The sequence below is a fragment of the Xylophilus sp. GOD-11R genome (assembly GCF_033546935.1).
Taxonomy (GTDB): domain Bacteria; phylum Pseudomonadota; class Gammaproteobacteria; order Burkholderiales; family Burkholderiaceae_C; genus Xylophilus.
Genome location: NZ_CP137854.1, coordinates 891,921 through 917,320 on the forward strand (window position 1 = coordinate 891,921; position 25,400 = coordinate 917,320).

19 protein-coding genes are annotated in these 25,400 nt (G+C 68.7%); 8 read left to right on the forward strand and 11 right to left on the reverse strand.

Features of this window, described 5'->3' with window-relative positions; genetic code table 11:
• Nucleotides 1–152: 152 nt before the first annotated feature.
• On the reverse strand, nucleotides 153–1,424 hold the full coding sequence (locus tag R9X41_RS04180; RefSeq protein WP_318633633.1) for an ABC transporter substrate-binding protein: 1,272 nt from the start codon (nucleotides 1,422–1,424) through the stop codon (nucleotides 153–155).
• A 77-nt stretch (nucleotides 1,425–1,501) separates the two neighbouring features.
• A complete protein-coding gene (locus R9X41_RS04185) occupies nucleotides 1,502–2,518 on the reverse strand; it encodes an ABC transporter ATP-binding protein (RefSeq protein WP_318633634.1) in 1,017 nt (338 codons plus the stop codon).
• Nucleotides 2,519–2,660: 142 nt separating this feature from the next.
• Between R9X41_RS04185 and queE the strand changes: the two genes are divergently transcribed.
• From queE to R9X41_RS04215, 6 genes are all read left to right on the forward strand, one after another.
• Nucleotides 2,661–3,323: a 7-carboxy-7-deazaguanine synthase gene (queE, locus tag R9X41_RS04190; RefSeq protein WP_318633635.1), complete on the forward strand. Its 663-nt coding sequence runs from the start codon at nucleotides 2,661–2,663 to the stop codon at nucleotides 3,321–3,323.
• A 2-nt stretch (nucleotides 3,324–3,325) separates the two neighbouring features.
• Nucleotides 3,326–3,715 (forward strand): 6-pyruvoyl trahydropterin synthase family protein, encoded by a 390-nt coding sequence (locus tag R9X41_RS04195; RefSeq protein ID WP_318633636.1) that lies wholly within the window; start codon nucleotides 3,326–3,328, stop codon nucleotides 3,713–3,715.
• Nucleotides 3,716–3,745: 30 nt separating this feature from the next.
• The gene (locus R9X41_RS04200) at nucleotides 3,746–4,798 is read left to right on the forward strand and encodes an LLM class flavin-dependent oxidoreductase (RefSeq protein WP_318633637.1); all 1,053 of its coding nucleotides are present in this window, start codon (nucleotides 3,746–3,748) and stop codon (nucleotides 4,796–4,798) included.
• 79 nt (nucleotides 4,799–4,877) lie between these two features.
• Nucleotides 4,878–6,098: a type II secretion system inner membrane protein GspF gene (gspF, locus tag R9X41_RS04205; RefSeq protein ID WP_318633638.1), complete on the forward strand. Its 1,221-nt coding sequence runs from the start codon at nucleotides 4,878–4,880 to the stop codon at nucleotides 6,096–6,098.
• Between the two features lie 1,202 nt (nucleotides 6,099–7,300).
• Nucleotides 7,301–8,260, forward strand: coding sequence for a 5'-nucleotidase (locus R9X41_RS04210; RefSeq protein WP_318633639.1), 960 nt, complete (start codon nucleotides 7,301–7,303; stop codon nucleotides 8,258–8,260).
• Nucleotides 8,257–8,721: an EF-hand domain-containing protein gene (locus R9X41_RS04215; protein WP_318633640.1), complete on the forward strand. Its 465-nt coding sequence runs from the start codon at nucleotides 8,257–8,259 to the stop codon at nucleotides 8,719–8,721. Before R9X41_RS04210 ends, R9X41_RS04215 begins: the two co-directional genes overlap by 4 nt.
• A gap of 13 nt (nucleotides 8,722–8,734) precedes the next feature.
• On the opposite strand, the gene R9X41_RS04220 is transcribed toward R9X41_RS04215, so the two are convergent.
• The 6 genes from R9X41_RS04220 to R9X41_RS04245 form a co-directional block, all read right to left on the reverse strand.
• A complete protein-coding gene (locus R9X41_RS04220) occupies nucleotides 8,735–9,193 on the reverse strand; it encodes a hypothetical protein (protein WP_318633641.1) in 459 nt (152 codons plus the stop codon).
• Nucleotides 9,194–9,390: 197 nt separating this feature from the next.
• On the reverse strand, nucleotides 9,391–10,428 hold the full coding sequence (locus R9X41_RS04225; protein ID WP_318633642.1) for an HD-GYP domain-containing protein: 1,038 nt from the start codon (nucleotides 10,426–10,428) through the stop codon (nucleotides 9,391–9,393).
• Entirely contained in the window at nucleotides 10,425–13,430 is a 3,006-nt protein-coding gene (locus R9X41_RS04230) for an MHYT domain-containing protein (protein WP_318633643.1), read from the reverse strand. The genes R9X41_RS04225 and R9X41_RS04230 overlap by 4 nt, the downstream gene beginning before the upstream one ends.
• Before the next feature lie 182 nt (nucleotides 13,431–13,612).
• Nucleotides 13,613–14,344 carry a 7-cyano-7-deazaguanine synthase QueC gene (queC, locus tag R9X41_RS04235; protein WP_318633644.1) on the reverse strand — a complete coding sequence of 244 codons (732 nt, stop codon included), beginning with the start codon at nucleotides 14,342–14,344 and terminating at the stop codon, nucleotides 13,613–13,615.
• Between the two features lie 31 nt (nucleotides 14,345–14,375).
• Nucleotides 14,376–14,843 (reverse strand): cyanophycin metabolism-associated DUF1854 family protein, encoded by a 468-nt coding sequence (locus R9X41_RS04240; RefSeq protein ID WP_318633645.1) that lies wholly within the window; start codon nucleotides 14,841–14,843, stop codon nucleotides 14,376–14,378.
• Complete coding sequence (locus R9X41_RS04245; RefSeq protein WP_318633646.1) at nucleotides 14,843–17,107, reverse strand: cyanophycin metabolism-associated ABC transporter; 2,265 nt, start codon at nucleotides 17,105–17,107, stop codon at nucleotides 14,843–14,845. Before R9X41_RS04245 ends, R9X41_RS04240 begins: the two co-directional genes overlap by 1 nt.
• Before the next feature lie 173 nt (nucleotides 17,108–17,280).
• Here R9X41_RS04245 and cphA (R9X41_RS04250) point away from each other — a divergent pair, with 173 nt between their 5' ends.
• Nucleotides 17,281–19,503, forward strand: a complete 2,223-nt coding sequence (cphA, locus tag R9X41_RS04250) for a cyanophycin synthetase (protein WP_318635146.1) — start codon at nucleotides 17,281–17,283, stop codon at nucleotides 19,501–19,503.
• An 83-nt stretch (nucleotides 19,504–19,586) separates the two neighbouring features.
• The gene (gene cphA / locus R9X41_RS04255) at nucleotides 19,587–22,166 is read left to right on the forward strand and encodes a cyanophycin synthetase (RefSeq protein ID WP_318633647.1); all 2,580 of its coding nucleotides are present in this window, start codon (nucleotides 19,587–19,589) and stop codon (nucleotides 22,164–22,166) included.
• A 335-nt stretch (nucleotides 22,167–22,501) separates the two neighbouring features.
• Here the strand turns inward: cphA (R9X41_RS04255) and R9X41_RS04260 are convergent, their stop codons facing one another.
• From R9X41_RS04260 to R9X41_RS04270, 3 genes are all read right to left on the reverse strand, one after another.
• Nucleotides 22,502–23,029 (reverse strand): chromate transporter, encoded by a 528-nt coding sequence (locus tag R9X41_RS04260; RefSeq protein ID WP_318633648.1) that lies wholly within the window; start codon nucleotides 23,027–23,029, stop codon nucleotides 22,502–22,504.
• Nucleotides 23,026–23,610 (reverse strand): chromate transporter, encoded by a 585-nt coding sequence (locus tag R9X41_RS04265; RefSeq protein WP_318633649.1) that lies wholly within the window; start codon nucleotides 23,608–23,610, stop codon nucleotides 23,026–23,028. Before R9X41_RS04265 ends, R9X41_RS04260 begins: the two co-directional genes overlap by 4 nt.
• A 92-nt stretch (nucleotides 23,611–23,702) precedes the next feature.
• Nucleotides 23,703–25,340 (reverse strand): OpgD/OpgG family glucan biosynthesis protein, encoded by a 1,638-nt coding sequence (locus R9X41_RS04270; RefSeq protein ID WP_318633650.1) that lies wholly within the window; start codon nucleotides 25,338–25,340, stop codon nucleotides 23,703–23,705.
• Between the last annotated feature and the right edge of the window lie 60 nt (nucleotides 25,341–25,400).

Consider the following 25,400-nt stretch of genomic DNA (forward strand, 5'->3'; position numbering starts at 1 on the left):
TTCAAAAAAGGAGCGATGCCCCACTCGGCAAGCGAAGCGAAGCCCGTTGGAGAACGCCGCCGGGCCGGCTTTGCCGGACGGCTGGCGTTGCCCCCTCACAGGGGGAAGGCGAGAGCGAAGCGAAGCCTGGGGGTCGAATTCGACGCGTGCCGTTAGGCCGCGACGAATTCGTTCCACTTCCTCACCATGTATTCGTTCTCGTCCATCACCGCGTTCCAGCAGGCGATGCCACCCATGCGCTGCTCGTAGCTGCCACCGTCGCGCACCGCGCCGGCCTTGGCCAGCAGGTCGCCGTTAGGGCTCTTGATGTCCTGGCTGGCGGGCTTGCCTTCCATCCAGTAGGCCCATTCGTAGGCTTCCATCTTGGCCTTGGCGGTCTCCAGCACGGCGCTGTAGTAGCCCTGGCGGTTGAGGTAGGCACCGGCCCAGCCGTCGAGGAACCAGTTGATGAATTCGTAGGCGCCGTCGAGCTTGCGGCCCGACAGGGTCGAGGGCAGGCCGAAGCCGGCGGCCCAGGCGCGATAGCCCTCTTTCAGCGGCTGGAACACGCAGTCGATGCCCTTGGTGCGCACGGCGGTCACGGCCGGGCTCCACATCGACTGGATCACCACTTCGCCGGACGCCATCAGGTTCACCGACTCGTTGAAGTCCTTCCACAGCGCGCGGAACTGGCCGGCCTTCTTGGCTTCGATCAAGGCCTTGATCGTCATGTCGATCTCGGCCTTGGTCATGTTGCCCTTGTCGGGATATTTGTACTTGCCGGTGGCCTCCACCACCATGGCCGCGTCCATGATGCCGATCGACGGAATGTTGAGGATGGCCGCCTTGCCCTTGAACTCGGGGTTGAGCAGCTCGGCCCAGCTGGTGATGGGGCGCTTGATCAGGTCGGGGCGAATGCCCAGCGTGTCGGCGTTGTAGACCGTCGGGATCAGCGACATGAACTGCGTCGGCGACTTGGCGAAAACCTTGCTCTTCTCGCCTTCCAGAAAGATCACCTTCTTGGGCGCGGTGCCCTGGTCGCCCACCGCCTTGCCGGCCACGGTGCCGGTGGTGAACAGCGAGGTGATCTTGTCGGCGTTCTTGATCTTCTTCGTGTCGATGCCCTTGAGGTTGCCCGTGGGCACGATCTTCTTGAGCGAGAAATATTCGGTGTCGATCAGGTCGAAGCTGTTGGGCGCGGTCACCGCGCGCTTGGTGACGTCGTCGGTGGTGACGGCCACGTACTGGATGGTGATGCCGGTGTCGGCCTTGAACTTCTCGGCGATGGCCTTGTCCTGGTTCACCGCGGTGCCCAGGTAGCGCAGGGTGATCTTTTCCTGGGCGTGCACCGCGGGTGCCAGGCCGCTGGCCAGGATGCCGGCCATGCCGGTGAGCAGCGTGCGGCGCTGCAGCGCGACGTTCTGGGGTTCGAGGGTGTCGGACATGGAAGCTCCTTGGTTGGAATGACGGAATGACGACAGGAAACGAACGGAAAAATGGGACGCTCGCGTAGCCGGCGGATTCAGGCCGACAGGGCGTGGGCCTGCGGCGGCGCCCACGACAGTTGCACCGTCTCGCCGGTGGCGTAGGGGCGCTGGGCGAAGGCGGCTTCGGACAACATCGCCGACACCGCGCCGTCGCCACCCGCGGCCGGTGCGTGCAGGCCGAGCAGCACGTAGGTGCCCTGGTATTCGACGTCGGTGACCGTGCCCATCAGACCCGCGAGGGCCGAGCCCGAGGGCGACACCTGCAGCTGGTCGGTGCGCACGGCGATCTTGCCGGCGCTGGTCTCGATCACGTTGTGGCCGCCCATGAAGCGGGCGACGAATTCGGTGGCCGGCGCGTTGTAGACATCGCGCGGCGCGCCCACCTGTTCGATGCGGCCCCGGTTCATCACCACCATGGTGTCGGCCAGCGCCATGGCTTCTTCTTGCGAATGGGTGACGTGGATGAAGGTCAGGCCCAGGTCCTTCTGCCAGCGGCGCAGCTCGGCGCGCATCTGGATCCGCAGGAAGGGGTCGAGGGCGGAGAGCGGCTCGTCGAGCAGCAGCACGCGCGGCTGGGTGGCCAGCGCCCGGGCCAGGGCCACGCGCTGTTGTTGGCCACCGGAGAGTTCCGAGGGTTTGCGCTGGGCCAGCGCGCCCATCGCCACACGTTCGAGCAGTTCCTGGGCACGCATGATGCGTTCGTCCTTGCCGACGCCGCGCATGCGCAGGCTGAAGGCGACGTTGTCGAGTGCGCTCAGGTGCGGGAACAGCGCGAAGCTCTGGAACATCATGGCGGTGCCACGATCGGCGGCGGGCAGCACCGTAATGTTGCGACCGTCCAGCAGGATGTCGCCGGCCGAGGCGATCTCGTGGCCGGCGATCATGCGCAGCGTGGTGCTCTTGCCGCAACCCGAAGGCCCCAGCAGGCAGCAGTAGCTGCCGGGCGCGATGCGCAGGTCGATGTCGTCCACCGCCGCCGCGCCCGAGGCGTAGCGTTTGGTCAGGGCGACCAGTTCGATGGCAGAAGGCGCACGGGGTTGGACATCGCTCATGAAGCGCTGCGTATGCAGAAAGCATGCCTATCTGCATGCAAAAAAATGCGCCCGGCTGGTGCGGTGGTCAGGACCCGCCGACCGGTCCAATGACCGCAGGCGGTGGGCGGCCGTCCGCGACCGGCGACAATTGCGCCCTCTTATGGTGTACACGGTCAAGGAAATCTTCTACACGCTGCAGGGCGAAGGCGCGAACGCCGGACGCCCGGCGGTGTTCTGCCGCTTCGCCGGCTGCAATCTTTGGAACGGCCGGGAAGACGGGCGCGCCGAGGCGGTCTGCCGCTTCTGCGACACCGACTTCGTTGGCACCGACGGCACGCGGGGCGGCAAATTCCGCGACCCGGCCGCGCTGGCCGCGCAGATCGCCGCGCTCTGGCCGGCACACGACCGCGACCATCGCCTGGTGGTGCTCACCGGCGGTGAGCCCTTGCTTCAGGTTGACGACGCGCTCATCGCCGCGCTGCATGCCGAGCGCTTCTCCATCGCGGTCGAGACCAACGGCAGCGTGGCGGCACCGGCCGGCATCGACTGGCTGTGCGTCAGTCCCAAGGCCGGCGCGCCCTGGGTGCAGCGCCAGGGGCATGAACTCAAAGTAGTGTGGCCGCAGCCCGGGCTCGATCTGGCCACGCTGGAGGCCGCCGACTTCACCCACCGCTTTCTGCAGCCGATGGACGACACCGCCCGGCTCGGCCTCGTCGGCGGCCCGCACAACGCCGACAACACCCAGGCCTGCATCGCCCTGTGCATGGAACGCCCGGCCTGGCGCCTTTCCCTCCAGACCCACAAGGTCACCGGTATTCGTTGAACATGCGCTTTGAAGTCAGTCAGGAGTTTTATTTCGATGCCGCCCACACGCTGGAGCGCAAGATCGAGGCCGTCGGGAGCCGGCGTGTGCATGGCCATACCTACCATGCACGCGCGGTCGTCTTCGGCAGCCCGGATCCGGCGACCGGCATGGTGGTGGACCTGGGCCAGCTGCGCCAATGCCTTCAGGCGGTGCGCGAGCAGCTCGACCACCACCTGCTCGACGAAGTACCCGGCCTGGGCGCGCCGACGATGGAAAACCTCTGCCTGTTTATCGCCCGCAAGCTCCACGAGACGGATTTCCCGGTGCACGCGGTCGAGGTCTGGCGCCAGGCCGGCGGCGACCGCTGCCGGCTGGAACTGTCGACCGAAGACCGACTCGCAGGCTTGTAAATCGCCCTCTCGGCGCACAACTGGCTGAATATGGAAACCACACCCGATTCCGCTTTCGATGAATCCGCCGACGTCCTGAGGGACATCCGGCTCTCCATGCTCGATCTGGTGCCGGTGCGCGAAGGCGGCACCGTCTCCCAGGCGCTGAAGAACGCGCTGGAAACCGCGCGCCATGTCGAGTCGCTGGGCTTCACCCGCTACTGGATGGCCGAGCACCACAACATGGAAGGCATCGCCAGCTCGGCGACGGCGGTGATGATCGGCCACGTGGCCGGCGGCACCTCCACCATCCGCGTGGGCTCGGGCGGCGTGATGCTGCCCAACCATGCGCCGCTGGTGGTGGCCGAAGCCTTCGGCACGCTGGCCGAGCTGTATCCCGGCCGCATCGACCTCGGCCTGGGCCGTGCGCCCGGAACCGACCCGACGACCATGCGCGCCCTGCGCCGCAACCGCACCGAGACGGTCGACGACTTTCCCGCCGACGTGGGTGAGCTGCAGCGTCTGTTCGCACCGGCCCAGCCCGGCCAGCGGCTGATCGCCACGCCGGGCGCCGGCACCGAGGTGCCGATCTGGCTGCTGGGCTCGAGCCTGTTCTCGGCGCAACTGGCCGCCGATCGCGGCCTGCCGTATGCCTTCGCCTCGCACTTCGCGCCGCGCTTTTTGCTGCAGGCCATCGAGCTCTATCGGGCGCGCTTCAAGCCCTCGGCCACGCTCGCCGAGCCCTATGTCGCCATCGGCGTGCCGCTTATCGCTGCGCCCACCGACGACGAAGCCGAACTGCTGGCCACCAGCACCTACCGCCGGGTGCTGGGCATCCTGACCGGGCAGCGCGGCAAGCTCGGGCCGCCGGTGCCGGGCTTCGTGCAGGGACTGTCGCCCCAGGAGCGCGCCGGCATCGCCGACTTTCTGGCGTTGGCGGTGGTGGGCGGGCCGGAAACGGTGCGCGAAGGCCTGCAGTCCATCGTGTCGCAGACAGGGGCCGACGAGCTGATCTTCGTGAGCGACGTGTACGACCAGGCGCTGCGGCTGCGCTCGCTCACGATCGCCGCCCAGGCGGTCCGTTCGCTGCCGGTCGCGGCCTGAGATCGTCATTGCCCTGCCGGGCTGCGGACCGACAATAGCGGCCTCGGTCCGCCGGACCGGTTTTTTTCGATAGCGCCGCATGCCAGCCTTTTCGTTCGAAGCCCTCGATGCCCAGGGACGGTCCCGCAAGGGAATGCTCGAGGCCGACAGCGCCCGTGCCGCACGCGGCCTGCTGCGGGCGCAGGCCCTGGTGCCGCTGGCGGTGGAGCCGGTGACCTCGTCGGGTGGCGGCGCGGCAGGTGGCTCACGGCTCTTCGCCCGCAAGGTCTTCGGCGCGGCGGGTCTGTCGATCTGGACGCGCCAGCTGGCCGGGCTGGTCAGCGCCGGGCTGCCGCTGGAGCGCGCGCTGGCCGCACTCGCCGACGAATCCGAAGACGAACGTCAGCATGCGCTGCTGGCCACCCTGCGCGCCGAGGTGAACGCCGGTTCCACCTTCGCCCGGGCCCTGTCGCAGCATCCGCGCGATTTCACGCCGGTGTACGGCGCGGTGATCGCGGCCGGCGAGCAGACCGGCAACCTCGGCCTGGTGCTCGAACGCCTGGCCGATGACCTGGAGGAGCGCCAGGCGCTCAAGGGCAAGCTGGTCGGGGCCTCGCTCTATCCGGCCATCGTGACGGTGGTGGCCATCGTCATCGTGCTGTTCCTGGTGAGTTATGTGGTGCCGCAGGTGGCGTCGGTCTTCGTGGGCACCAAACGGGCGCTGCCTTTCCTGACGGTGGCGATGCTCGCGATCAGCGACGCGGTGCGCCATTACGGGTGGGCGATTCTGGGGGTGCTGGTGGTCGTGGCCTTCGCGGTACGGGCGGCCTATGCGCGGCCGGCGCTGCGCATGCAGATCGATGCGGCCTGGCTGCGCCTGCCGATCGTCGGACGGCTGGCGCGGGGTTACAACAGCGCGCGTTTCGCCAGCACGCTGGCGCTGCTGGCGTCGGCCGGCGTGCCGATCCTGCGGGCGCTGCAGGCCGCTGCCGAAACCCTGCACAACCGGGCCATGCGCGAGGACGCGATGGACGCGCTGGTGCTGGTGCGCGAAGGCGCGCCGCTGGCGTCGGCGCTGGCGCAGAAGAAGCGGTTTCCAGGGCTGCTGGGCATGTTCGCGCGGCTGGGCGAGCAGACCGGCCAGTTGCCGCTGATGCTGCAGCGCGCGGCCGCGCAGCTGTCGACCGAGGTGCAGCGGCGGGCCATGGCGCTGGCGACCATCCTGGAGCCGCTGCTCATCGTGGTGATGGGCCTGGTGGTGATGATGATCGTGCTGGCAGTCCTCCTGCCGATCATCCAGCTCAACCAATTCGTTAAGTAGTGGCTCGCCCCCAGGCTTTCCCACTTCGTGTGGACGCCTACCCCCTACCGGGGGCGGCGGCCTGGCTCGGCGTAGCCTCACCGTCTCGCCCCCAGGGCACTCGGCCTCGAGAGATTGGCTCGCCCCCAGGCTGCGCTCACTTCGTGTGCTTCGCCTACCCCCTGCCGGGGGCGGCGGGCTGGCTCGGCAGAGCCTCGCTGCCACGCCTCTCGGGCAGTCGGCCTCGCTTCGCTTTGGCCTCGAGAGATTGGCTCGCCCCCAGGCTGCGCTCACTTCGTGTGCTTCGCCTACCCCCTACCGGGGGCGGCGGGCTGGCTCGGCAGAGCCTCGCTGCCACGCCTCTCGGGCAGTCGGCCTCGCTTCGCTTTGGCCTCGAGAGCTTGGCTCGCCCCCAGGCTGCGCTCACTTCGTGTGCTTCGCCTACCCCCTGCCGGGGGCGGCGGGCTGGCTCGGCAGAGCCTCGCTGCCACGCCTCTCGGGCACTCGGCCTCGCTTCGCTTTGGCCTCGGGAGATTGGCTCGCCCCAGGCTGCGCTCACTTCGTGTGCTTCGCCTACCCCCTGCCGGGGGCGGCGGGCGGGCTCGGCAGAGCCTCGCTGCCACGCCTCTCGGGCAGTCGGCCTCGCTTCGCTTTGGCCTCGGGAGATTGGCTCGCCCCCAGGCTGCGCTCACTTCGTGTGCTTCGCCTACCCCCTGCCGGGGGCGGCGGCTGGCTCGGCAGAGCCTCGCTGCCACGCCTCTCGGGCAGTCGGCCTCGCTTCGCTTTGGCCTCGGGAGATTGGCTCGCCCCCAGGCTGCGCTCACTTCGTGTGCTTCGCCTACCCCCTACCGGGGGCGGCGGGCTGGCTCGGCAGAGCCTCGCTGCCACGCCTCTTGGGCACTCGGCCTTGCTTCGCTTTGGCCTCGGGAGCTTGGCTCGCCCCCAGGCTGCGCTCACTTCGTGTGCTTCGCCTACCCCCTGCCGGGGGCGGCGGGCTGGCTCGGCAGAGCCTCGCTGCCACGCCTCTCGGGCAGTCGGCCTCGCTTCGCTTTGGCCTCGGGAGATTGGCTCGCCCCCAGGCTGCGCTCACTTCGTGTGCTTCGCCTACCCCCTGCCGGGGGCGGCGGGCTGGCTCGGCAGAGCCTCGCTGCCACGCCTCTCGGGCACTCGGCCTCGCTTCGCTTTGGCCTCGGGGTTGGGGTCGCTGAAATGAAAAGGTCGTTATGGGTGTGACGCTGGACGATAAGTTGGTGGTCGCGATTTCGTCGCGGGCGCTGTTCGACTTCGAAGAAGAGAACCGCATCTTCGACAAGGACGATCCCGCGCCCTATATGCAGCTGCAGCTCGACCGGCTCGATGTGCCGGCGCGGTCGGGGGTGGCGTTTTCGCTGGTGAAGAAGCTGCTGGCCTTCAATACACCGGACGCGCGTCGGGTGGAAGTGGTGGTGCTGTCGCGCAACGATCCGGTAAGCGGCATGCGCATCTTCCGATCGGCGCAGGCGGCCAAGGTGCCGCTGGAGCGAGGGGTGTTCACGCAAGGGCGCGACCCCTATCGCTATCTGCGGCCGCTGGGGGCCAAGCTGTTCCTGTCAGCCAACGAGGACGACGTGCGCCAGGCGCTGGCGCTAGGGCATCCGGCGGCCCGGGTGCTGACCGAGTCGCGGCTGGCAGGAGACAACTATCCGGACGAAGTGCGCATCGCCTTCGACGGCGACGCGGTGCTGTTTTCCGACGAGGCCGAACGGGTGTTCCAGGCGAGCGGGCTCGACGCTTTTCAGGCGCACGAACGCGGCAAGGCGGCGATGCCGCTGCCCGACGGGCCCTTCAAGCCGCTGCTGGTCGCGCTGCACCGGCTGCAGCAATCCACCGCCGGCGGCATGCGCATTCGCACCGCGCTGGTGACGGCGCGCAGCGCGCCCGCGCACGAACGGGCGATCCGCACACTGATGCAGTGGAACATCGCGGTTGACGAGGCGATGTTCCTCGGCGGGCTCGAGAAAGGGGTGTTTCTGCGCGAATTCGAGCCCGACTTTTTCTTCGACGACCAGACCGGCCACGTCCGCTCGGCAGCACAGCATGTGCCGGCCGGTCACGTCACCCCCGCACCGGCCGAGCCGTCGGCGGTGCCCCGAGAAGGCGCGGGCGCTCCGCCCCTGCCGTCTACCGAAAGCCGATTTCCATGACCCGATTCCTTCGTCCGGCACTGGGTGCTGCACTGCTGCTTTCCCTCTGCACGGCCGTATCTGCTCAGTCGCAGTCGACAAAAAATTTCATTCCGCTGGAGACGATTCCCGGCACGGCCTCGGCGCCGTCGGCCGCCGAGATCGGCGCCGTTTCCGGCCGCAGCCGAGGCGAGGCTCTGGCCGCCAAGCAGTTCGGCTGGCTCGATACCGATCACGACGGCTTCCTCAGCCGTGAGGAGGTGGCCACTTTTGCGCGACTGCGCAATGCCTTCGACCAGGCCGATACCGACAAGGACAACCGGGTGAGCCTGGACGAGATCCGCGCGTTCGCCGAGAAGCGGCAGGCGGAGAAGGCGGCGGCTGCGGCGCCACGGCCGGGGGCGGTCGTGCCGGCCGATCAGGCGCCGGCGGCGGCGGAGCCGGTGCGCAAGGCCCGGGTGGTGCCGCCCAAGGAGTGGTGATGCGCTCAGGCGCTCAGGCGCCCTCGGCCGACGAGGTCTTGCGCACCTTGCTCGGGTCGGTATAGACCAGCGGCGAGCTCTTGTTTGTCACGTCCTGCTGCGACTGGCGGGTGGCTTCGGTCAGGGCCTGGGCCTGGGTGGTGGCGTCGATCGCCTTGGCGCTGGCGCGCCAGAGACTGTTGAACTGCTCGATCAGCAGTTCGAACAGCGGCGGCTTGATCTCTTCCTTTTCCTTTTCCTGCTTCTCGGCCAGGGCCTTGGCGGTGATCGCCCAGTCCTGGTTGCTGGCGTCGGCGGAAGGTGAGTCCGGCCCCTTGGCGCCCTGCGGGGCGCTGAGGTAGTCGCCGCTCTTTCTGGCGTCCTGGGTGACGCCGGCGCGCAGCGGTTCGGTCGTGCCGGCGGCAGCTGCCTTGCCGGTCTGGTTCTGGCCTGTGGCGGATGCGTTCGCACCCGTGCCATCGGCTTTGGCCACGATGGCAACGCTTCTGTCTACGGGTGATATCTGCATGGCGATCTCCGCACGGTTGGGTGCCGACGCAGCATCATCGCTGCCCCTCGTCGCGGTGCGAAAAGGTCGGCCTCAACATGTTTACGGCACCGGTACGAAAAAATTTAGGGCTTTTTTTCGGTTCTTTTCCGGCTTTATCCGGCGGCGCCCCAGGTTAGTACTCAACCTGCGACGAGTTCGAGTTCCGGAAGCGTCACGCTGTCCTCGGGGAAGCGGTCGCGAACTTCCAGGAAAGCCGGCAGATGCTCGAGAAAGATCTGCACCAGACGCGGATCGAAGTGCTTGCCCGCCTGCTCGCGCAGCAGTTCGACGGCTTTCTCGATCGGCCAGGCGTGCTTGTAGGGGCGCTCGCTGGTGAGGGCGTCGAACACGTCGGCGATGGCGACGATGCGGCCGACCAGCGGTATCGCCTCGCCCGCCAGGCCGCGCGGATAACCGCTGCCGTCCCACTTCTCGTGGTGGGTCAGGGCCACCTGGTAGGCGGTGTGCAGCACGCCCTGCGCATGCTCGCCGATGATGCGCGCGCCGATCTCCACGTGGCTGCGCATGACCGCCCATTCGTCGGGCTCGAGCTTGCCGTTCTTGCGCAGGATCGCGTCGGGAATGCCGATCTTTCCGATGTCGTGCATGGGCGCGGCGTGCAGCAGGTCTTCGGCCTCGCGCTCGGAAAAGCCGGCGGCGAGCGCCAGGATCTGCGCGTAGTGGCTCATGCGCAGCACGTGCATGCCGGTCTCGTTGTCCTTGTATTCGGCCGCCAGCCCCAGGCGCTGCACGATCTGCAGCCGGGTGTGCAGCAGCTCTTCCACACGCACCAGCGACAGGTGGTTGCGCACCCGCGCGCGCACGATCGGCGGGCTGATCGGCTTGGTGATGTAGTCGACCGCGCCGACCTCGAAACCGGCCGCCTCGGAGCGGCTGTCGGCCAGGGCGGTGACGAAGATCACCGGAATGTGCGAGACGCCCGGCGTGGCGCGCAGGGCGCGGCAGACCTCGTGGCCGGTCATGCCCGGCATCATTACGTCGAGCAGCACCATGTCGGGCTGCTCGCTGGCCGCCAGCTCCAGGGCGCGGGCACCGTCGCGGGCGAACAGCAGGCGGTAGTCGTCCTGCAGCACGTGGCGCAGCACCTGCAGGTTGAGCGGTTCGTCGTCGACCAGCAGCAGGGTGGCCTGGTGGCCGGGCGCGCGCGCGGGGTTCATGCGGGGATTCTTTCCGGGACGTGGACCAGCGGGCGCAATAGGGTGGCGGCGCGCTCGAAGTCGAATTGGCCGATGGTGTCGGCGATGAGGTCGGCCAGGGCGGCGTCGCCGTGGCGGCGCAGGGCGGTGTCGACGGCGGCCAGCGCGTCGTTGTCGAGTTCGCCGCGCAGCAGGGCCGCGAGTGCGTGCTCGGCCGCAACCGATGCCGGCGGCAGCGACTCGGCGGCCGAAGTGTCGGTCGGTGGCTGCGGCGGCTCGGCGTCCCGCAGCATGTCGTCGACGACCAGCACCGCCAGCCGCGCGTCCTCGGCGGCCGGCGCCTCGGCGGTCGGCAGGACCAGGCGCACATGGAAGACGCTGCCCACGCCGACGCGGCTTTCCACCGAAATCTCGCCGGCCATCAGCTCGACCAGTTGTTGCGCGATGGTGATGCCCAGGCCGGTGCCGCCGAAGCGCCGGCTCATCGAGGCGTCGGCCTGGGTGAAGGGCTGGAAGATGGCGTGGAGCCGGTCGGCCGGAATGCCGATGCCGGTGTCGTGCACGGCGAGGTGCAGCGCGACGGCGCCCGTCGGCACGACGGCCACGGCCGGATCCTGGCGCACCACCAGGCGTACCGAACCGGCTTCGGTGAACTTGACGGCATTGCTCACCAGGTTCACCAGCACCTGGCGCAGGCGCATCGGGTCGCCCCGGAAGTGCTCGCCCAGGCCGTCCTGGTAATCGAGTTCCAGCGCGATCCGGCGCGCCTGCTTGCCGATGCGCAGCGAATCGACGACATGGCCGGCGAGCTCGCGCAGGGAAAAGTCGGCCGCTTCCAGCTCCATCGCGCCTTTTTCGAGCTTGGCGGTGTCGAGGACGCTGTTGAGCAGATCCAGCAGCGCAGCGGCGGACTGGCGCACCGTGCCCAGGTGCTGGCGTTGCACCGGGGTGATAGGCGTGTCCATCAGCAGTTCGGTGAAACCGATCACCGCGTTCATCGGCGTGCGGATCTCGTGGCTCATGTTGGCCAGGAAGGCGGTGCGGGCGGCGGCGGCCTGCTCGGCTTTCTCCTTGGCTTCCCGCAGGGCTTCCTGCACCGCGTGCCGGTTGGTCACGTCGCTGGCGAACTTCACGATCTTCAACAGCCGGCCGTCCGCGCCCATCACCGGGTTGTAGGAGGCGTGCAGCCACACCGGGCGGCGATCGCGACCGAAGCGCTCGTATTCGCCGACGTGGTGTTCGCCGCGCCGCAGCGTGTTCCAGAAGTCGACGTAGGCCGGGCTCGCCACATAGGCCGGATCGCAGAAGACAGCGTGGCGCATGCCGCGGATCTGGTCGAGCGTGTAGCCGGTCAGGTCCAGGAAGTTCTGGTTGGCGTCGATCACCCGGCCGGCGACGTCGAACTCGATCACCGCCAGTGCGTGTCCGATGGCGCGCACCGTGCCTTCGAATTCGGACGCGCGCAGCTTCGCCTCGGTGATGTCGATCATCACGCCGTCGATGCGCGCAAAGCCGATGTCGGTCGGTTTCTCGATCTCGCAATTGGCCGATATCCAGCGGTGGCTGCCGTTGGCGTGCAGCAAGCGGCATTCGAAGCTGAAGTCGCGGGTATCGGCAGAGGCTGCGATGGCGTCGGTGCGGGCTTCGAGCGCGGGCAGGTCGTCCGGATGGACGATGTCGCGCAGCAGGCGCCGGCCCGACAGGAAGTCGGCGGCCGGCCAGCCGACGATGGACTGGATCTGCTCGCTGACGAACAGGGCGGTGCGCGCCGGATTGAGCTCGATGCGGAAGAAGGTGCCGGGAATGTTGCGGATCAGCGCGCCGTACTGCGCCTCGCGCTCGCGCAGCGCGCGCTCGATCTGCTTCTGCTCGCCGATGTCGCTGACGAAGGCCACGAAGATCTGCTCGTCCGGCACGTTCACCCGCCCGACCGACAGGCGGATCTCCACCCGCTTGCCGTCTGGCTGCGCCACGGTGAGCTCGCGCACGATGCCGGCGATGGGCGCGGTGCCGTCGGGCAGCGGCAGGCCGGCGAGGTAGGCGTCGAGCACCTCGTCGCGCTGCGACAGCATGGTGTCGAGCCGGCGGCCCATCATCTGGGCGGCACTGTAGCCGGTGACCCGCTCGGCCGACAGGTTGAAGCGGTACACCCGGCCGCGTGCATCGAGCACGGCGATGCCTTCGGCGGTGCCGTCGATCACCAGCTGCAGCCGGTTCTCGTTGACCTGCAGCCGCCTGGCGAGCGTGCGGTAGTGCAGCAGTCCCCAGATGCCGCCGACCAGGCCGATGACCATCAGCGAGACCAGCGCCACGCCCAGCGCCAGCGCCACGGGCGGCCGCGCGTTGGCGAAGGCCGGGTCGGGCTGGCCCACGAACAGCGCCGCATGCATGCCGATGTAATGGGTGCAGGTGATCGCCAGGCCCAGCACCACGCCGCCGGCGATGCTGGCGCGCATGGTGGACAGCCAGCGCAGTCGTTTCAGGCCGCCGTGAATCTGCAGCGCCAGCACCGACAGGCCCACGCCCGCGGCCAGCGACAGCAGGAACCAGGCGGGGTCGTAGTGCAGTTGCGGGCCGATCACCATCGCCGCCATGCCGCTGTAGTGCATGGCGGCAATGCCCGCGCCGATCAGTACGCCGCTAAGCGTGCGTTGCGCCCGGGTGGGCGCCGGTCGGGTGATGACGAGCACTGCGACGAAAGCGGCGGCCAGGCCCGGCACCATCGACAGCAGCGTGGCGTTGCGCTGGTAGCCCACCTGGGTGCAGAGCTGGAAGGCCAGCATGCCGATGAAGTGCATCGACCAGATTCCGGCGCCGAGCATGAAGGTCGCCGCCGTGATGGCGAACGCGCGCGACATGCGCCCGGCACCTTGCTGCGTGAGCCCGGTCATCTGCAAGGCCGCGATCGCCGCGAGCACCGCCATTGCCACCGACAGGGCGACGAAGGACGGGTCGTAGCTGCCCAGGAGCAAAGCCGTGGGCGCGACCTGCGAGGAAGGCAGGAAGTGCAGGTAAGAAAGCATCGGGAGTTGCGCGGCTTCGGGCGTGAAACCGCCTGTTTCATAAGCATACGCACGCTAACGAAACGCAGATGCGATTGACTTGGGAAACCCTGCGCTCAGACCGATTTAGGCGGTGATTTCGTCAATCCAGCGCAACGTCGACAAAATGGACTCGGGTCCATGTTGCATTGCCGCAAAAACGCTCATGTGGCTTTTTGGCTCTCGCGCCAGTTTTCGTAACCGCGCTTGCGCAAGGCGCAGGCCGGGCATTCGCCGCAGCCATAACCCCAGTCGTGTCGGTGGAGGCGGTCGCCGAGGTAGCAGGTGTGGGTGTGCTCCACGATCAGGTCGACCAGCGCTTGGCCGCCGCCTGCGCGCCCGCTGCCATCGCCGAGCGATTCGGCCAGCGCCCAGGTGTCGGCCTTGTCGATCCACATCAGCGGCGTATCGACCAGAAAGCGCCGCTCCATGCCGAGCGACAGGGCGAGTTGCATCGCCTTCATGGTGTCGTCGCGGCAGTCCGGATAGCCGGAAAAATCGGTCTCGCAGACGCCGGTGACCAGCACCTCCAGGCCGCGTCGGTAGGCGAGGGCGGCGGCCAGTGTCATGAACAGCAGATTGCGCCCCGGCACGAAGGTGTTGGGCAGGCCGCTCTGCTCCATGGCGAAAGCGGTGTCGCGCGTGAGCGAGGTGTCGCTGACCTGGCCGAGCACTGCCAGGTCGAGCAGGTGGTCTTCGCCGAGCTTGTGCGCCCATTGCGGAAACTCGGCACGAATGCGCGCCAGCACCTCGATGCGGGCGTCGAGTTCGATGCGGTGGCGCTGGCCGTAGTCGAAGCCGACGGTCTCGACCCGCTCGAAACGGGTCAGCGCCGAGGCCAGGCAGGTGGTGGAGTCCTGGCCGCCGGAAAACAGGACGAGGGCGGTCTTGTGCATGTCGATGAGGGTGGCCGCGTGGCGGCCCGATTTACAGAAAACGGTCGAGCAGCTTGCGCGAGGCGCGGTCGAGCGCGTTGCGGTCGCGGATGCGGAAATGCAGGCCCGAGGCGCTGGCCACCAGCAGGCCGTTGTTCGGCAGGCGGCGCAGGTCGTCTTCGGCGCGCAGCGTCAGGGCGGTGTCGCCGCGGTCGGTGCGCACCTGCCAGATGCTGGGCGTGGCGAAGGTCGACACCTCCACGATGCGTTCGATCTCGGGAATGACTTCGCGGGCATCGAGATCGGCCTGGATCATGGCGCGCGAAGCCTCGTCGAGTTCGTCCAGGCGCGGGATCCAGCGGCGCTCGTGGCCGTCGGTGCCGACCAGCGACACGCCTTCGTCGGGCGCGGCCAGCGGGAAGGCGCGCACCGGCACGACCGGCTCTTCGGTGGCGCGGATGTCGGCCAGCAGCAGGCGGCCGAAGGTGTCGCGCGAAAGCTTGAGGTGCATGGGCGCCATCAGGAATCTCCGGACGGATGGGCGGAATGGGTGCCGACGGCCGTGGCGATGGACGGCGCGTTCTTGAGGTCTTCCAGGTTTTCTGTGTCGACCCGGCGCACCTGCGCCTGGTAGAGACGGAAATACGCGCCGCCGCGCGCCATGAGCTCGTCGTGCGGACCGACCTCGACCACCTGGCCGCGGTCCATCACCACCAGCCGGTCGGCCTTGCGCAGCGTGGACAGCCGGTGGGCGATGGCGATGGTGGTGCGGCCCTGCACCAGGTTGTCGAGCGCGCGCTGGATTTCCTTCTCGGTCTCGGTGTCGACCGCCGAGGTGGCCTCGTCGAGGATCAGGATGCGCGGGTCGATCAGCAGCGCGCGGGCGATGGAGATGCGCTGGCGCTCGCCGCCCGACAGGCCCTGGCCGCGTTCGCCCACCAGCGAGTCGTAGCCGTGCGGCAGGCGCAGGATGAAGTCGTGCGCATGGGCGGCGCGCGCGGCCGCCACGATCTCGGTGCGGGTGGCGTTCGGTCGGCCGTAGGCGATGTTCTCGGCGATGGTGCCGAAGAACAGGAACGGCTCCTGCAGCACCAGGCCGATGTGCTGGCGGTAGTCGGCCACCTTGTAGCGGCGGATGTCGTGGCCGTCGGCGGAAATCGAGCCTTCGGTCACGTCGTAGAAGCGGCTGATCAGGTTGACCAGCGTGCTCTTGCCCGAGCCGCTGTGGCCGACCAGGCCGATCATCTCGCCGGGCTTGATGTCCAGGTCGAGGTTGCGCACCACCGAGCGGCTGCCGTAGCGAAAGCTCACCCCGCGCAGGCTGATCGCGCCGCGCGGCGTGGGGTAGGCGATGGGGTTGATCGGCTCGGGCACGTTGGAGACGTGGTCGAGGATGTCGAAGATGCGCTTGGCGCCGGCCGCGGCCTTCTGGGTGATCGACACGATGCGGCTCATGGAGTCGAGCCGGATGTAGAAGCGCCCGATGTAGGCCAGGAAGGCGGTCAGCACGCCGACGGTGATGCGCTGGTGCGCCACCAGCCAGATGCCGAAACCCCAGACGATGAGCAGGCCGATCTCGGTCAGCAGCGTGACCGTGGGCGTGAACAGCGACCAGGTGCGGTTGATGCGGTCGTTCACCGCCAGGTTGCGGGCGTTGGCCGCATGGAAACGTTCGCCCTCGCGCCTTTCCTGGGCGAAGGCCTTCACCACGCGAATGCCGGGAATGGTGTCGGCCAGCACGTTGGTGACCTCGGAGAAAGCGCGGTCGACCTTCTCGAAGCCGGTGCGCAGCCGGTCGCGCACCACGTGGATCATCCAGGCGATCAGCGGCAGCGGCACCAGCGTGGCCAGCGCCAGCCAGGGGTTGATCGAGAAGAGAATGCCGGCGGTCATCAGCATCATCAGCACGTCGGTCGCGAAGTCGAGCGCATGCAGCGACAGGAACACGTTGATGCGGTCTGTCTCGGCGCCGAGCCGGGCCATCAGGTCGCCGGTGCGCTTGCTGCCGAAATATTCGAGCGAGAGCTGCAGCAGGTGGTTGAAGGTGGCGGTGCGCAGGTCGGCGCCGATGCGCTCGGACACCAGCGCCAGCAGATAGGTTCGCGCCCAGCCCAGCGCCCAGGCCAGCAGTGCGGCGGCGAACAATCCGCCCAGGTAAAGACCGACCTTGGCCGGCGCGATCTCCTGGCCGTTCTGGAACGGGATCAGGATCTCGTCCATCAGCGGAATCGTAAGGTAGGGCGGCACCAGCGTCGCGGCGGTGGAGCCGAGCGTGAGCAGCAGGCCGGCCAGCAGTTGCCAGCGATACGGGCGGGCGAAGCGCCAAAGACGCAGCAGCACCCAGGTCGACGGCACCTCGCCGGGGGGCGTCAGGTCGTCGACGTCCGGCGCTATGTCGTGCGGCCTGACCGTGCCGGCCAACAATTCCTCGAACCGTGCCTGCATCGCCAGCACCTGGGGCTGCACCGCCAGCGTGTAGCGCCAGACCGACAGTCGGGCCGAGACGTCGCAAAGCTCCAGATGGCCCACGCCACCATGGTCCGACAGGCACAGTCGCATGCCCGGGTGCAGTGGCCACTCGCTCCAGGCCGAACCGTCGGTGCCGGACGACATCAGCCGTCGATTGGTGAGTACCAAAATGCTGGATGTGAAACGTAAAGTTACATCCAGGTCAACCGAAACCAGCGCCAGCACGTTTTCGTCGTTTGCGAGCGGTGGAGCCTGGGCCGAAACCAGACGTTCCGTCCATCCGACAGTGACGATTACAGGAACAGGATGCTGCATTTTCGAAGGGTGACGCGTGGTGACGGAGTAGCGTCCGCGCGGACAAAGCGGGCGATTGTGAACGAATCGTGCGCCACCCCCCGACAACGCCCTGTTTCCGTATGCACCGACACCTCGCGGCTTGCCGGCCGCGCAGAGACAGCGATTTTGCAAGGCGGCCGAACATGACTTCCATGGCACCCAAGAACGACATCCGCATCCTCGACGTCCGCTACCTGCATGGCTCGAACATCTGGACTTACCGCGAAGTGCTGGAAGTGCGCCTCGACCTCGGTGAGCTGGAGCAATACCCGTCCAACACCCTGCCGGGCCTGAACCAGCGGCTCACTACTTGGCTGCCGGCGCTCATCGAGCACACCTGCGGCGTCGGCGAGCGCGGCGGCTTTCTGCAGCGTCTGGAGGGCGGCACCTGGATGGGGCATGTGCTGGAGCACGTGATCATCGAACTGCTCAACCTCGCCGGCATGCCCACCACCTTCGGCCAGACCCGCGAAACCACGATCAGCGGTGTCTACAAGATGGTGTTCCGCGCGCCGGACGAAGCGGTTTCGCGCGTGGCGCTGGCCCAGGGCCACGCGCTGCTGATGGCGGCGATCAACGACAAGCCCTTCGAGGTGCCGGCCGCCGTCGCCGCCATCCGCACCCAGATCGACCGCTCTTTCCTGGGCCCGAGCACCGACTCCATCGTCACCGCGGCGGCCGAACGCAAGATTCCGCACATCCGCCTGAACGCCGGCAACCTGGTGCAGCTCGGCTATGGCAAGCGCCAGCGCCGCATCTGGACGGCCGAGAGCGACCACACCGGCGCCATCGCCGAGGGCATCGCTCAGGACAAGGACCTCACCAAGGCCCTGCTCACCGCCTGCGGCGTGGCGGTGCCCGAAGGCCAGGTGGTGCACAACGCCGCCGAAGCCTGGGAGGCCGCGCAGGACATCGGCCTGCCGGTGGTAGTCAAGCCTTCGGACGGCAACCACGCGCGCGGCGTCACGCTCGACCTGCGAGAGCAGGCCGACATCGAGGCCGCCTTCGCGCTGGCCGACGCCGAAGGCAGCGGCGTGATCGTCGAGCGCTTCATCGAGGGCACCGAGCACCGCCTGCTGGTGGTGGGCGGCAAGGTGGTCGCGGCCACCCGCGGCGAACCGGTGTGGATCGTGGGCGATGGCGTCTCCAGCGTGGAGCAGTTGATCGACACCCAGATGAACAGCGACCCGCGCCGGGGCGTGGAGCACCAGTTCCCGCTGACCACCATCAATGTGCACAAGGAAGGCGGCGTGCAGCTCGAACTGCGCCGCCAGCGCCTGACGGCGGCCAGCGTGCCGGCCGAGGGCCAGCGGGTGCTGATCCAGCGCACCGGCAACATGGCGATCGACTGCACCGACGACGTGCATCCGGACGTCGCCCATGCCGCCGCCCTCGCCGCGCGCGCGGTGGGCCTGGACATCGCCGGCATCGACATGGTGACCCGCGACGTGAGCCGGCCGCTGGCCGTCACCCGCGGCGCGATCGTGGAAGTCAACGCCGGCCCCGGCCTGCTGATGCACCTCAAGCCGATCCACGGCCAGCCGCGCCCGGTGGGCCGCGCGGTCTGCGACCATCTTTTCGCCGCCGACGATTCCGGCCGCATCCCGCTGGTCGGCGTGACCGGCAGCCGCTACACCGCGGCCATCGCCCGCATGGTCGGCTGGATCTCGCACCTCGACGGCAAGTCCACCGGCGTCGCCTGCAAGGACGGCCTGTTCCTCGACCGCCGTTGCCACGACGCCGCCGACAGCGCGCACTGGCAGGCCGGCGAACGCCTGCTGATCAACCGCAACGTGGAAGTGGCGATCATCGAGAACGGCGCGGCATCCATCCTGCGCGACGGCCTGGCCTACGACCGCTGCCAGGTCGGCATCGTCACCGACTTCGAAGGCATCGAGGCGCTCGCCGATTTCGACGTGCACACGCCCGAACACATGCGCAAGGTGCTGCGCACCCAGGTCGACGTGGTGCTGGCCGACGGCTGCGCGGTGCTCAACGCGGCCGATCCTCACGTGGCCGAACTCGCGCCGCTGTGCGATGGCGAAGTCATCTTCTATGCGGCCGACCCGGCCACGCCCGCCATGGTGGCGCACTGCGCGGCCGGTGGCCGGGCGGTGACCATGCGCAACGGCCGCATCGCGATGGTGGTCAACAGCCAGGACGTCCCGCTGTCGGGCCTGGCGCCGCTCGACCACTGGCGCGCCCGCTACGGCGCGCTGCCCGACGAGGCGCTGCTCGCCGCCGTGGCCGCCGGCTGGGCGCTGGGCGTGCATCCGCGCCTGATCGGCGCCGGGCTCGAGGCCTTCGAGTGCGAAGCCGGGGTGCCGCTGCTGGCCAGCGTCGTCGAAGAGGCCGTCGAAGCCACCACCGCCTGAGGCCGGTCCGCCGCTGCTAATCTGAACGTCCGCGCCGGGCTCCCAGCGAGTCCGGCGTCCACGGCGTTTGACGGAACACATCCATGGAAATCTCCCGCATCCGTGCCCTGCGCGGCCCCAATCTCTGGAGCCGCAACACCTCGATCGAAGCCATCGTGACCTGCCCGGCCGGGCAGTGCGGCGTGAACCAGGTCGAGGGCTTCGAGCCGCGTCTGCGTGCGCGCTTCCCCGACATCGGCGCCCTGCGCCACGCCGGCCAGGACGAACCGGTGGCGCTGGCCGGCGTGCTCGGCCTGGCGGCGCTGGCGCTGCAGGCGCAGGCCGGCTGCCCGGTCACCTTCTGCCGTACCGCCACCACGCCCGAAGCGGGCGTGCACCAGGTGGTGGTGCAGTACAGCGAGGAGGCGGTCGGCCGCCGCGCACTCGCGCTGGCCCTGCAACTGATCGAGGCGACCATCACCGACCAGCCCTTCGACGCCGCTGCCGCCGTGCTGGAACTGCGCGAGCTCGACGAGTCCGAGCGCCTGGGCCCCAGCACGGGCTGCATCGTCGATGCGGCGGTGGCGCGCGGCATTCCGTTCCGCCGGCTCACCTCGGGCAGCCTGGTGCAGTTCGGCTGGGGCGTGCGCCAGCGCCGTATCCAGGCCGCCGAGATCGACAGCACGAGCGCGGTCTCCGAAGCCATCGCGCAGGACAAGGACCTGACCAAGAAACTCCTGCACGCCGCCGGCGTGCCGGTGCCGCTGGGCCGGCCGGTGCGTTCGGCCGAAGAAGGCTGGACGGTGGCCTGCGAGATCGGCCTGCCGGTGGTGGTCAAGCCGCAGGACGGCAACCAGGGCAAGGGCGTGACCGTCAACCTGGTCGACCGTGAACACATGGACATCGCCTTCAAGGCGGCGGCCGAATACGGCGACGTGATCGTCGAGCGCTTCCTGCCGGGCTACGACTACCGCCTGCTGGTGGTCGGCAACCGGCTGGTGGCCGCCTCGCGGCGCGATCCGCCGCAGGTCATCGGTGACGGCGTGCACACGGTGCGCGAGCTGGTCGACGAGGTCAACCGCGACCCGCGCCGTGGCGACGGCCACGCCACCGCGCTCACGCGGATCCGCTTCGACGACATCGCCGTGCTGCGGCTGTCCACCCAGGGGCTGGTGCCGGAGTCGGTGCCCGACAAGGGCCGGCGCGTGATCCTGCGCAACAACGCCAACCTGTCGACCGGCGGCACCGCGACCGACGTGACCGACGACGTGCATCCGGATGTCGCCGCGCGTGCGGTGGCGGCGGCGCAGATGGTCGGGCTGCACATCTGCGGCGTCGACGTGGTCTGCGAGACGGTGCTGCGCCCACTCGAGGAGCAAAGCGGGGGCATCGTGGAAGTCAATGCCGCGCCGGGACTGCGCATGCACCTGTCGCCCTCGTACGGCAAGCCGCGCCCGGTCGGCGAGGCGGTGATCGCCGAGATGTTCGCCACCGGTGACGACGGGCGTATTCCGGTGGTGGCCGTCACCGGCACCAACGGCAAGACGACGACCACCCGGCTCATCGCCCACATATTGGCCAGCAGCGGCCTGGCGGTGGGCATGACCAACACCGACGGCGTCTACGTCGACGGCCGGCAGACCGACAGCGGCGACTGCAGCGGCCCCAAGAGCGCGCGCAACGTGCTGCTGCATCCCGAGGTGGAAGCGGCGGTGTTCGAGGTGGCGCGCGGCGGCGTGCTGCGCGAGGGCCTGGGCTTCGACCGCTGCGCGGTCGCGGTGGTGACCAACATCGGCGCGGGCGACCACCTGGGGCTGAACTACATCACCACGGTGGAAGACCTGGCGGTGCTCAAGCGCGTCATCGTGCAGAACGTGGCCGCCACCGGCTGCGCGGTGCTGAATGCCGCCGACCCCATCGTCGCCGCCATGGCCGCCAATTGCCCGGGCGACGTGGTGTTTTTTGCGGCCGACCGCAGCAACCCGGTCATGTCCAAGCACCGGGCGCAGGGCAAGCGCACGGTCTATATCGACGGCGAGGCGCTGGTCGCCTCCGAAGGCTCCTGGCGCGAGAGCGTGCCGCTGCGCGACATCCCCATCACCCGGGGCGGCGCCATCGGGTTCCAGGTCGAGAACGCCATGGCATCGGTCGCGGCGGCCTGGGCGCTGGGCACCTCGTGGGACGTGATCCGCAGCGGGCTGGCAAGCTTCGCCAGCGATGCGGCGACCGTGCCGGGGCGCTTCAACATCATGGATTACCGGGGGGCGACGGTCATTGCCGACTACGGCCACAACCCGGACGCGATGCGCGCGTTGACCCAGGCGGTGCAGGCCATGCCGGGCCGGCGGCGCTCGGTGGTGATCAGCGGGGCGGGGGATCGGCGCGACGAGGACATCCGCGAGCAGACGCAGATTCTCGGTGCGGTGTTCGACGATGTGCTGCTCTACCAGGACGCCGCGCAGCGCGGCCGTGCCGACGGTGAGGTGATGGCGCTGCTGCGCGAGGGCCTGAAGGGGGCCTCTCGCACTACCCACGTAGAAGAGATCCGCGGGGAGTTCGTGGCAATCGATACGGCGCTGGAGCGCCTGGCACCAGGCGATCTGTGCCTGGTGCTGGTCGATCAGGTCGAGGAAGCATTGGCGCACCTGGCGCAGCGGGTGGCCAAGGCGCCAGCGACGCACTAGACGGTTGGCCCGGCCGATGCGGTAGGGCTGGCGGGTCGCGCCGGATGAGCAGGTCCCGCAAGGCCGGTTGCCTCGACCGGATCAGCCGGTTCACGAAATCCGCCGGTTCGGCCAAGGTCCACCGGTTCCACGAATTCCAGCGGCAGGCGCCCGATCGGTGCAGGCTCTTGCGGATCGGTTCGGCCGCGGGTTGCAGCGTGGCCGACGGCAATCGGTGCGACGAGGTATCGGGGCCGAGCATGTTCGGGGCGCAAGGCCCGGCAGTGTGCGGCGCGGCGCCAGCGGCGGGATCGTGCCGAGCGCAGGGCAGCGCTTTCGGCCGGATCGGCAGGATGTCAGGCCAGCACCAGCCAGAAGAAGGCGCCGCCGAGCGCCAGCATGAGGAACGGATTCATGCGGGTGAACATCAAGGCGAGCGTGGATACCGCCGCGACGCTCCATGCCCACGCCCCACCCTCGGCCGCCCGCAGAACAGTCCCCGAAGCAGCCAGGATCATCCCCGCCGCCACGGGCACCAGGCCGGCTTCCACGGCGCGGATCCAGGCGGTGTGCTTGTACCGTGACCACAAATGCGCCAGCCCATATACGAGCACCGAGCAGGGCAGGAAGATCGCAGCGGATGCCACCACCGCACCCGCCAGCCCGGCCACCTGCCACCCCACGAGAGTGACCAGCAGCGAACCCGGCCCCGGCGTGATGCGGGACAGCGCGAAGAGATCCAGAAATTCGCCGTCGCTCATCCACGCATGCACCGCCACCGACTGCCGATGGATGTCCGACACGATGCTCTGCCCACCGCCGACGGTCAGGAACGACAGCGGCGCGAACACCGCGAGCAGATCGCCCAGGTTCTTCAGATTCATGCCGAAGCCTCCGTACGTCGCAAGCGCAGCCAGGCGATGCCGATCGACAGCGGCGCCATCGCGCCCACCACCCACAGCAAGGGCAGGCGCAGCAGAAACAGCGCGACAAAGGTGATGGTCATCACGACCAGCGGTACCGCCTGCCGCGCCGCCCGCCGGGCCGCCCGGATGCCGGTCTGCAGCGACAGCCCGACCGCCGCCGCCGCCACCCCCGCCAGCACCACGTGCAAGGCATGGGAATCACGCACCTGGGAAAACAGCGCCGCCAGTCCGATCGCCACGACCATCGGCGGCACCACGATGCCGAGCGCGCCCATGGCCGCACCGGCGCCGCCGCGCAAACGAAAGCCGATCCAGATCGCCAGGTTGACCACGTTCACGCCGGGAAACGACTGGGCCAGCGCCAGCCCGCTGAGAAATTCCTCTTCGGTGATCCAGGCACGTCGCAAGACGAACTCCCGCATCATCCAGCCGCTCAGGCCGCCACCGAAGCTGGTGAGGCCGATCTTTGCGAAGGCGGTGAAGATCGCGGCCAGGGCCGGGCGGGTGTCGGGGGTCGTCTCTGATTCTTGGTTTTGCATGGCAGTGGCAGGCGAAAAAAAGCGGGGCCGATCTTAAGACCGCCCCGCTCTCCGTGCTCGCATCGTTCGGCCGCCCGCCGGCGGCCCCAGCCTCAGGCGGGCCGGAACTGGAACAGCCAGGTCTCCGACAGCGTCTCTTGCCCCTGGCGCAGGTACAGGCGAATGTCGACGGGCGCGTTGCCTTCGGGCGTGTAGTCGAACTGGGCGCGCCAGTGGCCGGCTACGCCGTCGGGCACGGCTTCGGTGAAGACGTAGCTGAACTTGCCGGTCGGGGCGGAGAGCACCGCCTCGGGCGTCACGCCGAAGGGCAGCTTGCTGAGATTGCCGCCCAGAAATTCGACCATGAACTTCACCACGCCCTGCGGACGAGGCTGGCCGGGCACGCCGCCGCGCCCGGTGCGGGTGGCCACGCAGATCGCCAGAGGCGACGGGTAGGGCTCCCTGTCGGTCCAGTGCAGCTTGTAGCGCAGGCTGATGGCGCTGCCAGCCTTGGCGGGGGCGGCGGGCACCCACATGGCGACGGCGTTGTCGTGAATCTCGTCGTCGGTCGGCAATTCGACCAACTGCACCGCGCCGGCGCCCCAGTTGTCCAGCGGTTCCACCCAGAGGCTGGGCCGCAGGTCGTACATGACGCCGTCCTGGTAATGGTCGAACAGGCGGTCGCGCTGCAGCAGGCCGAAGCCCTTGATGCCGTTGTCGCCGAAGGCCGAGGTGACGATGGTGGTGGGGTTGTTGAGCGGGCGCCAGATACGCTCGCCCGCACCGTTCCACAGCGCCAGGCCGTCGGAGTCGTGCACCTCGGGGCGCCAGTCGGCGTCGCGCGGCTTGTTGGTCTCGGAGAACCAGTACATCGAGGTGAGCGGCGCCAGGCCCAGGCGGGCGATGTCCTGCCGCAGGAACAGGCGCTTCTCGATGTCCATCACCACCGACTTGCCGCGCTGCATGATGAATTTGTAGGCGCCGGTGATGCTCGGGCCTTCGAGCAGCGCGTGGACCACCACGGTGTCGCCGCCGTTGGCCGGCGGGTCGAAGAAGAACTGGGTGAAGGACGGGAATTCCTCGTTCTTGCCGGGCTCGGCCACGTCCACGGCAACGCCACGGGCCGACAGGCCGTACTGGTAGAGCTCGCCGATGGCGCGGAAATACGAGGCTCCGAGAAAGGCCACCCAGTCGTTCTGCTGCCAGGGCTTCTTCTTCTGGTCGCCGGCGCGGCTTTCCTGGAAGCGGAAGCCGGCGAAACCCGCGCCGTCGGGCAGCTGGTGCGCGGGGCTGTCGGCAGGCATGTCGAAGTACTTGTCGTCGTACACCACCTCGCGGGCGAAGTAGTTGCCGCCGTTGGACTCGAGCACGAACATGTGCACGGGGGTCTGGAAGAAGCGGCCGAGGTGGAAGAAGGTGACCGGGAAGTTGCCCGGGCCGTCGGCGAACAGCGCGGCTTCGGGCTTGTACTTGATCTTGCCGTGGGCGTCGTAGTCGATCTTGTCGAGCACTTCCGGCGGCAGCGGCGTGCCGGGGTTGAAAGGCGATGCGGCGATGCGACGGGCCTGCTCCGTCAGCGCGTCGAAGGAAAACGGGCGGGGTTCGGCCAAACGCAACGGCGTGGCACCCGCGGCCTGGGCCCGTGCGGCGCCGGTGTGGCCGAGGGCGGCGAGTGCGAGGGTGGCGCTGCCGGCGGCCAGGAAGGAGCGGCGATCGGGCTTGGCTTGCGAGAAGGGCATGGGCAGTGTCATCCGGGAAAACTCGGGGGTGTCGATCCTAGCCGTGGCCCGCGGGTCAAAAGGAACAAGATG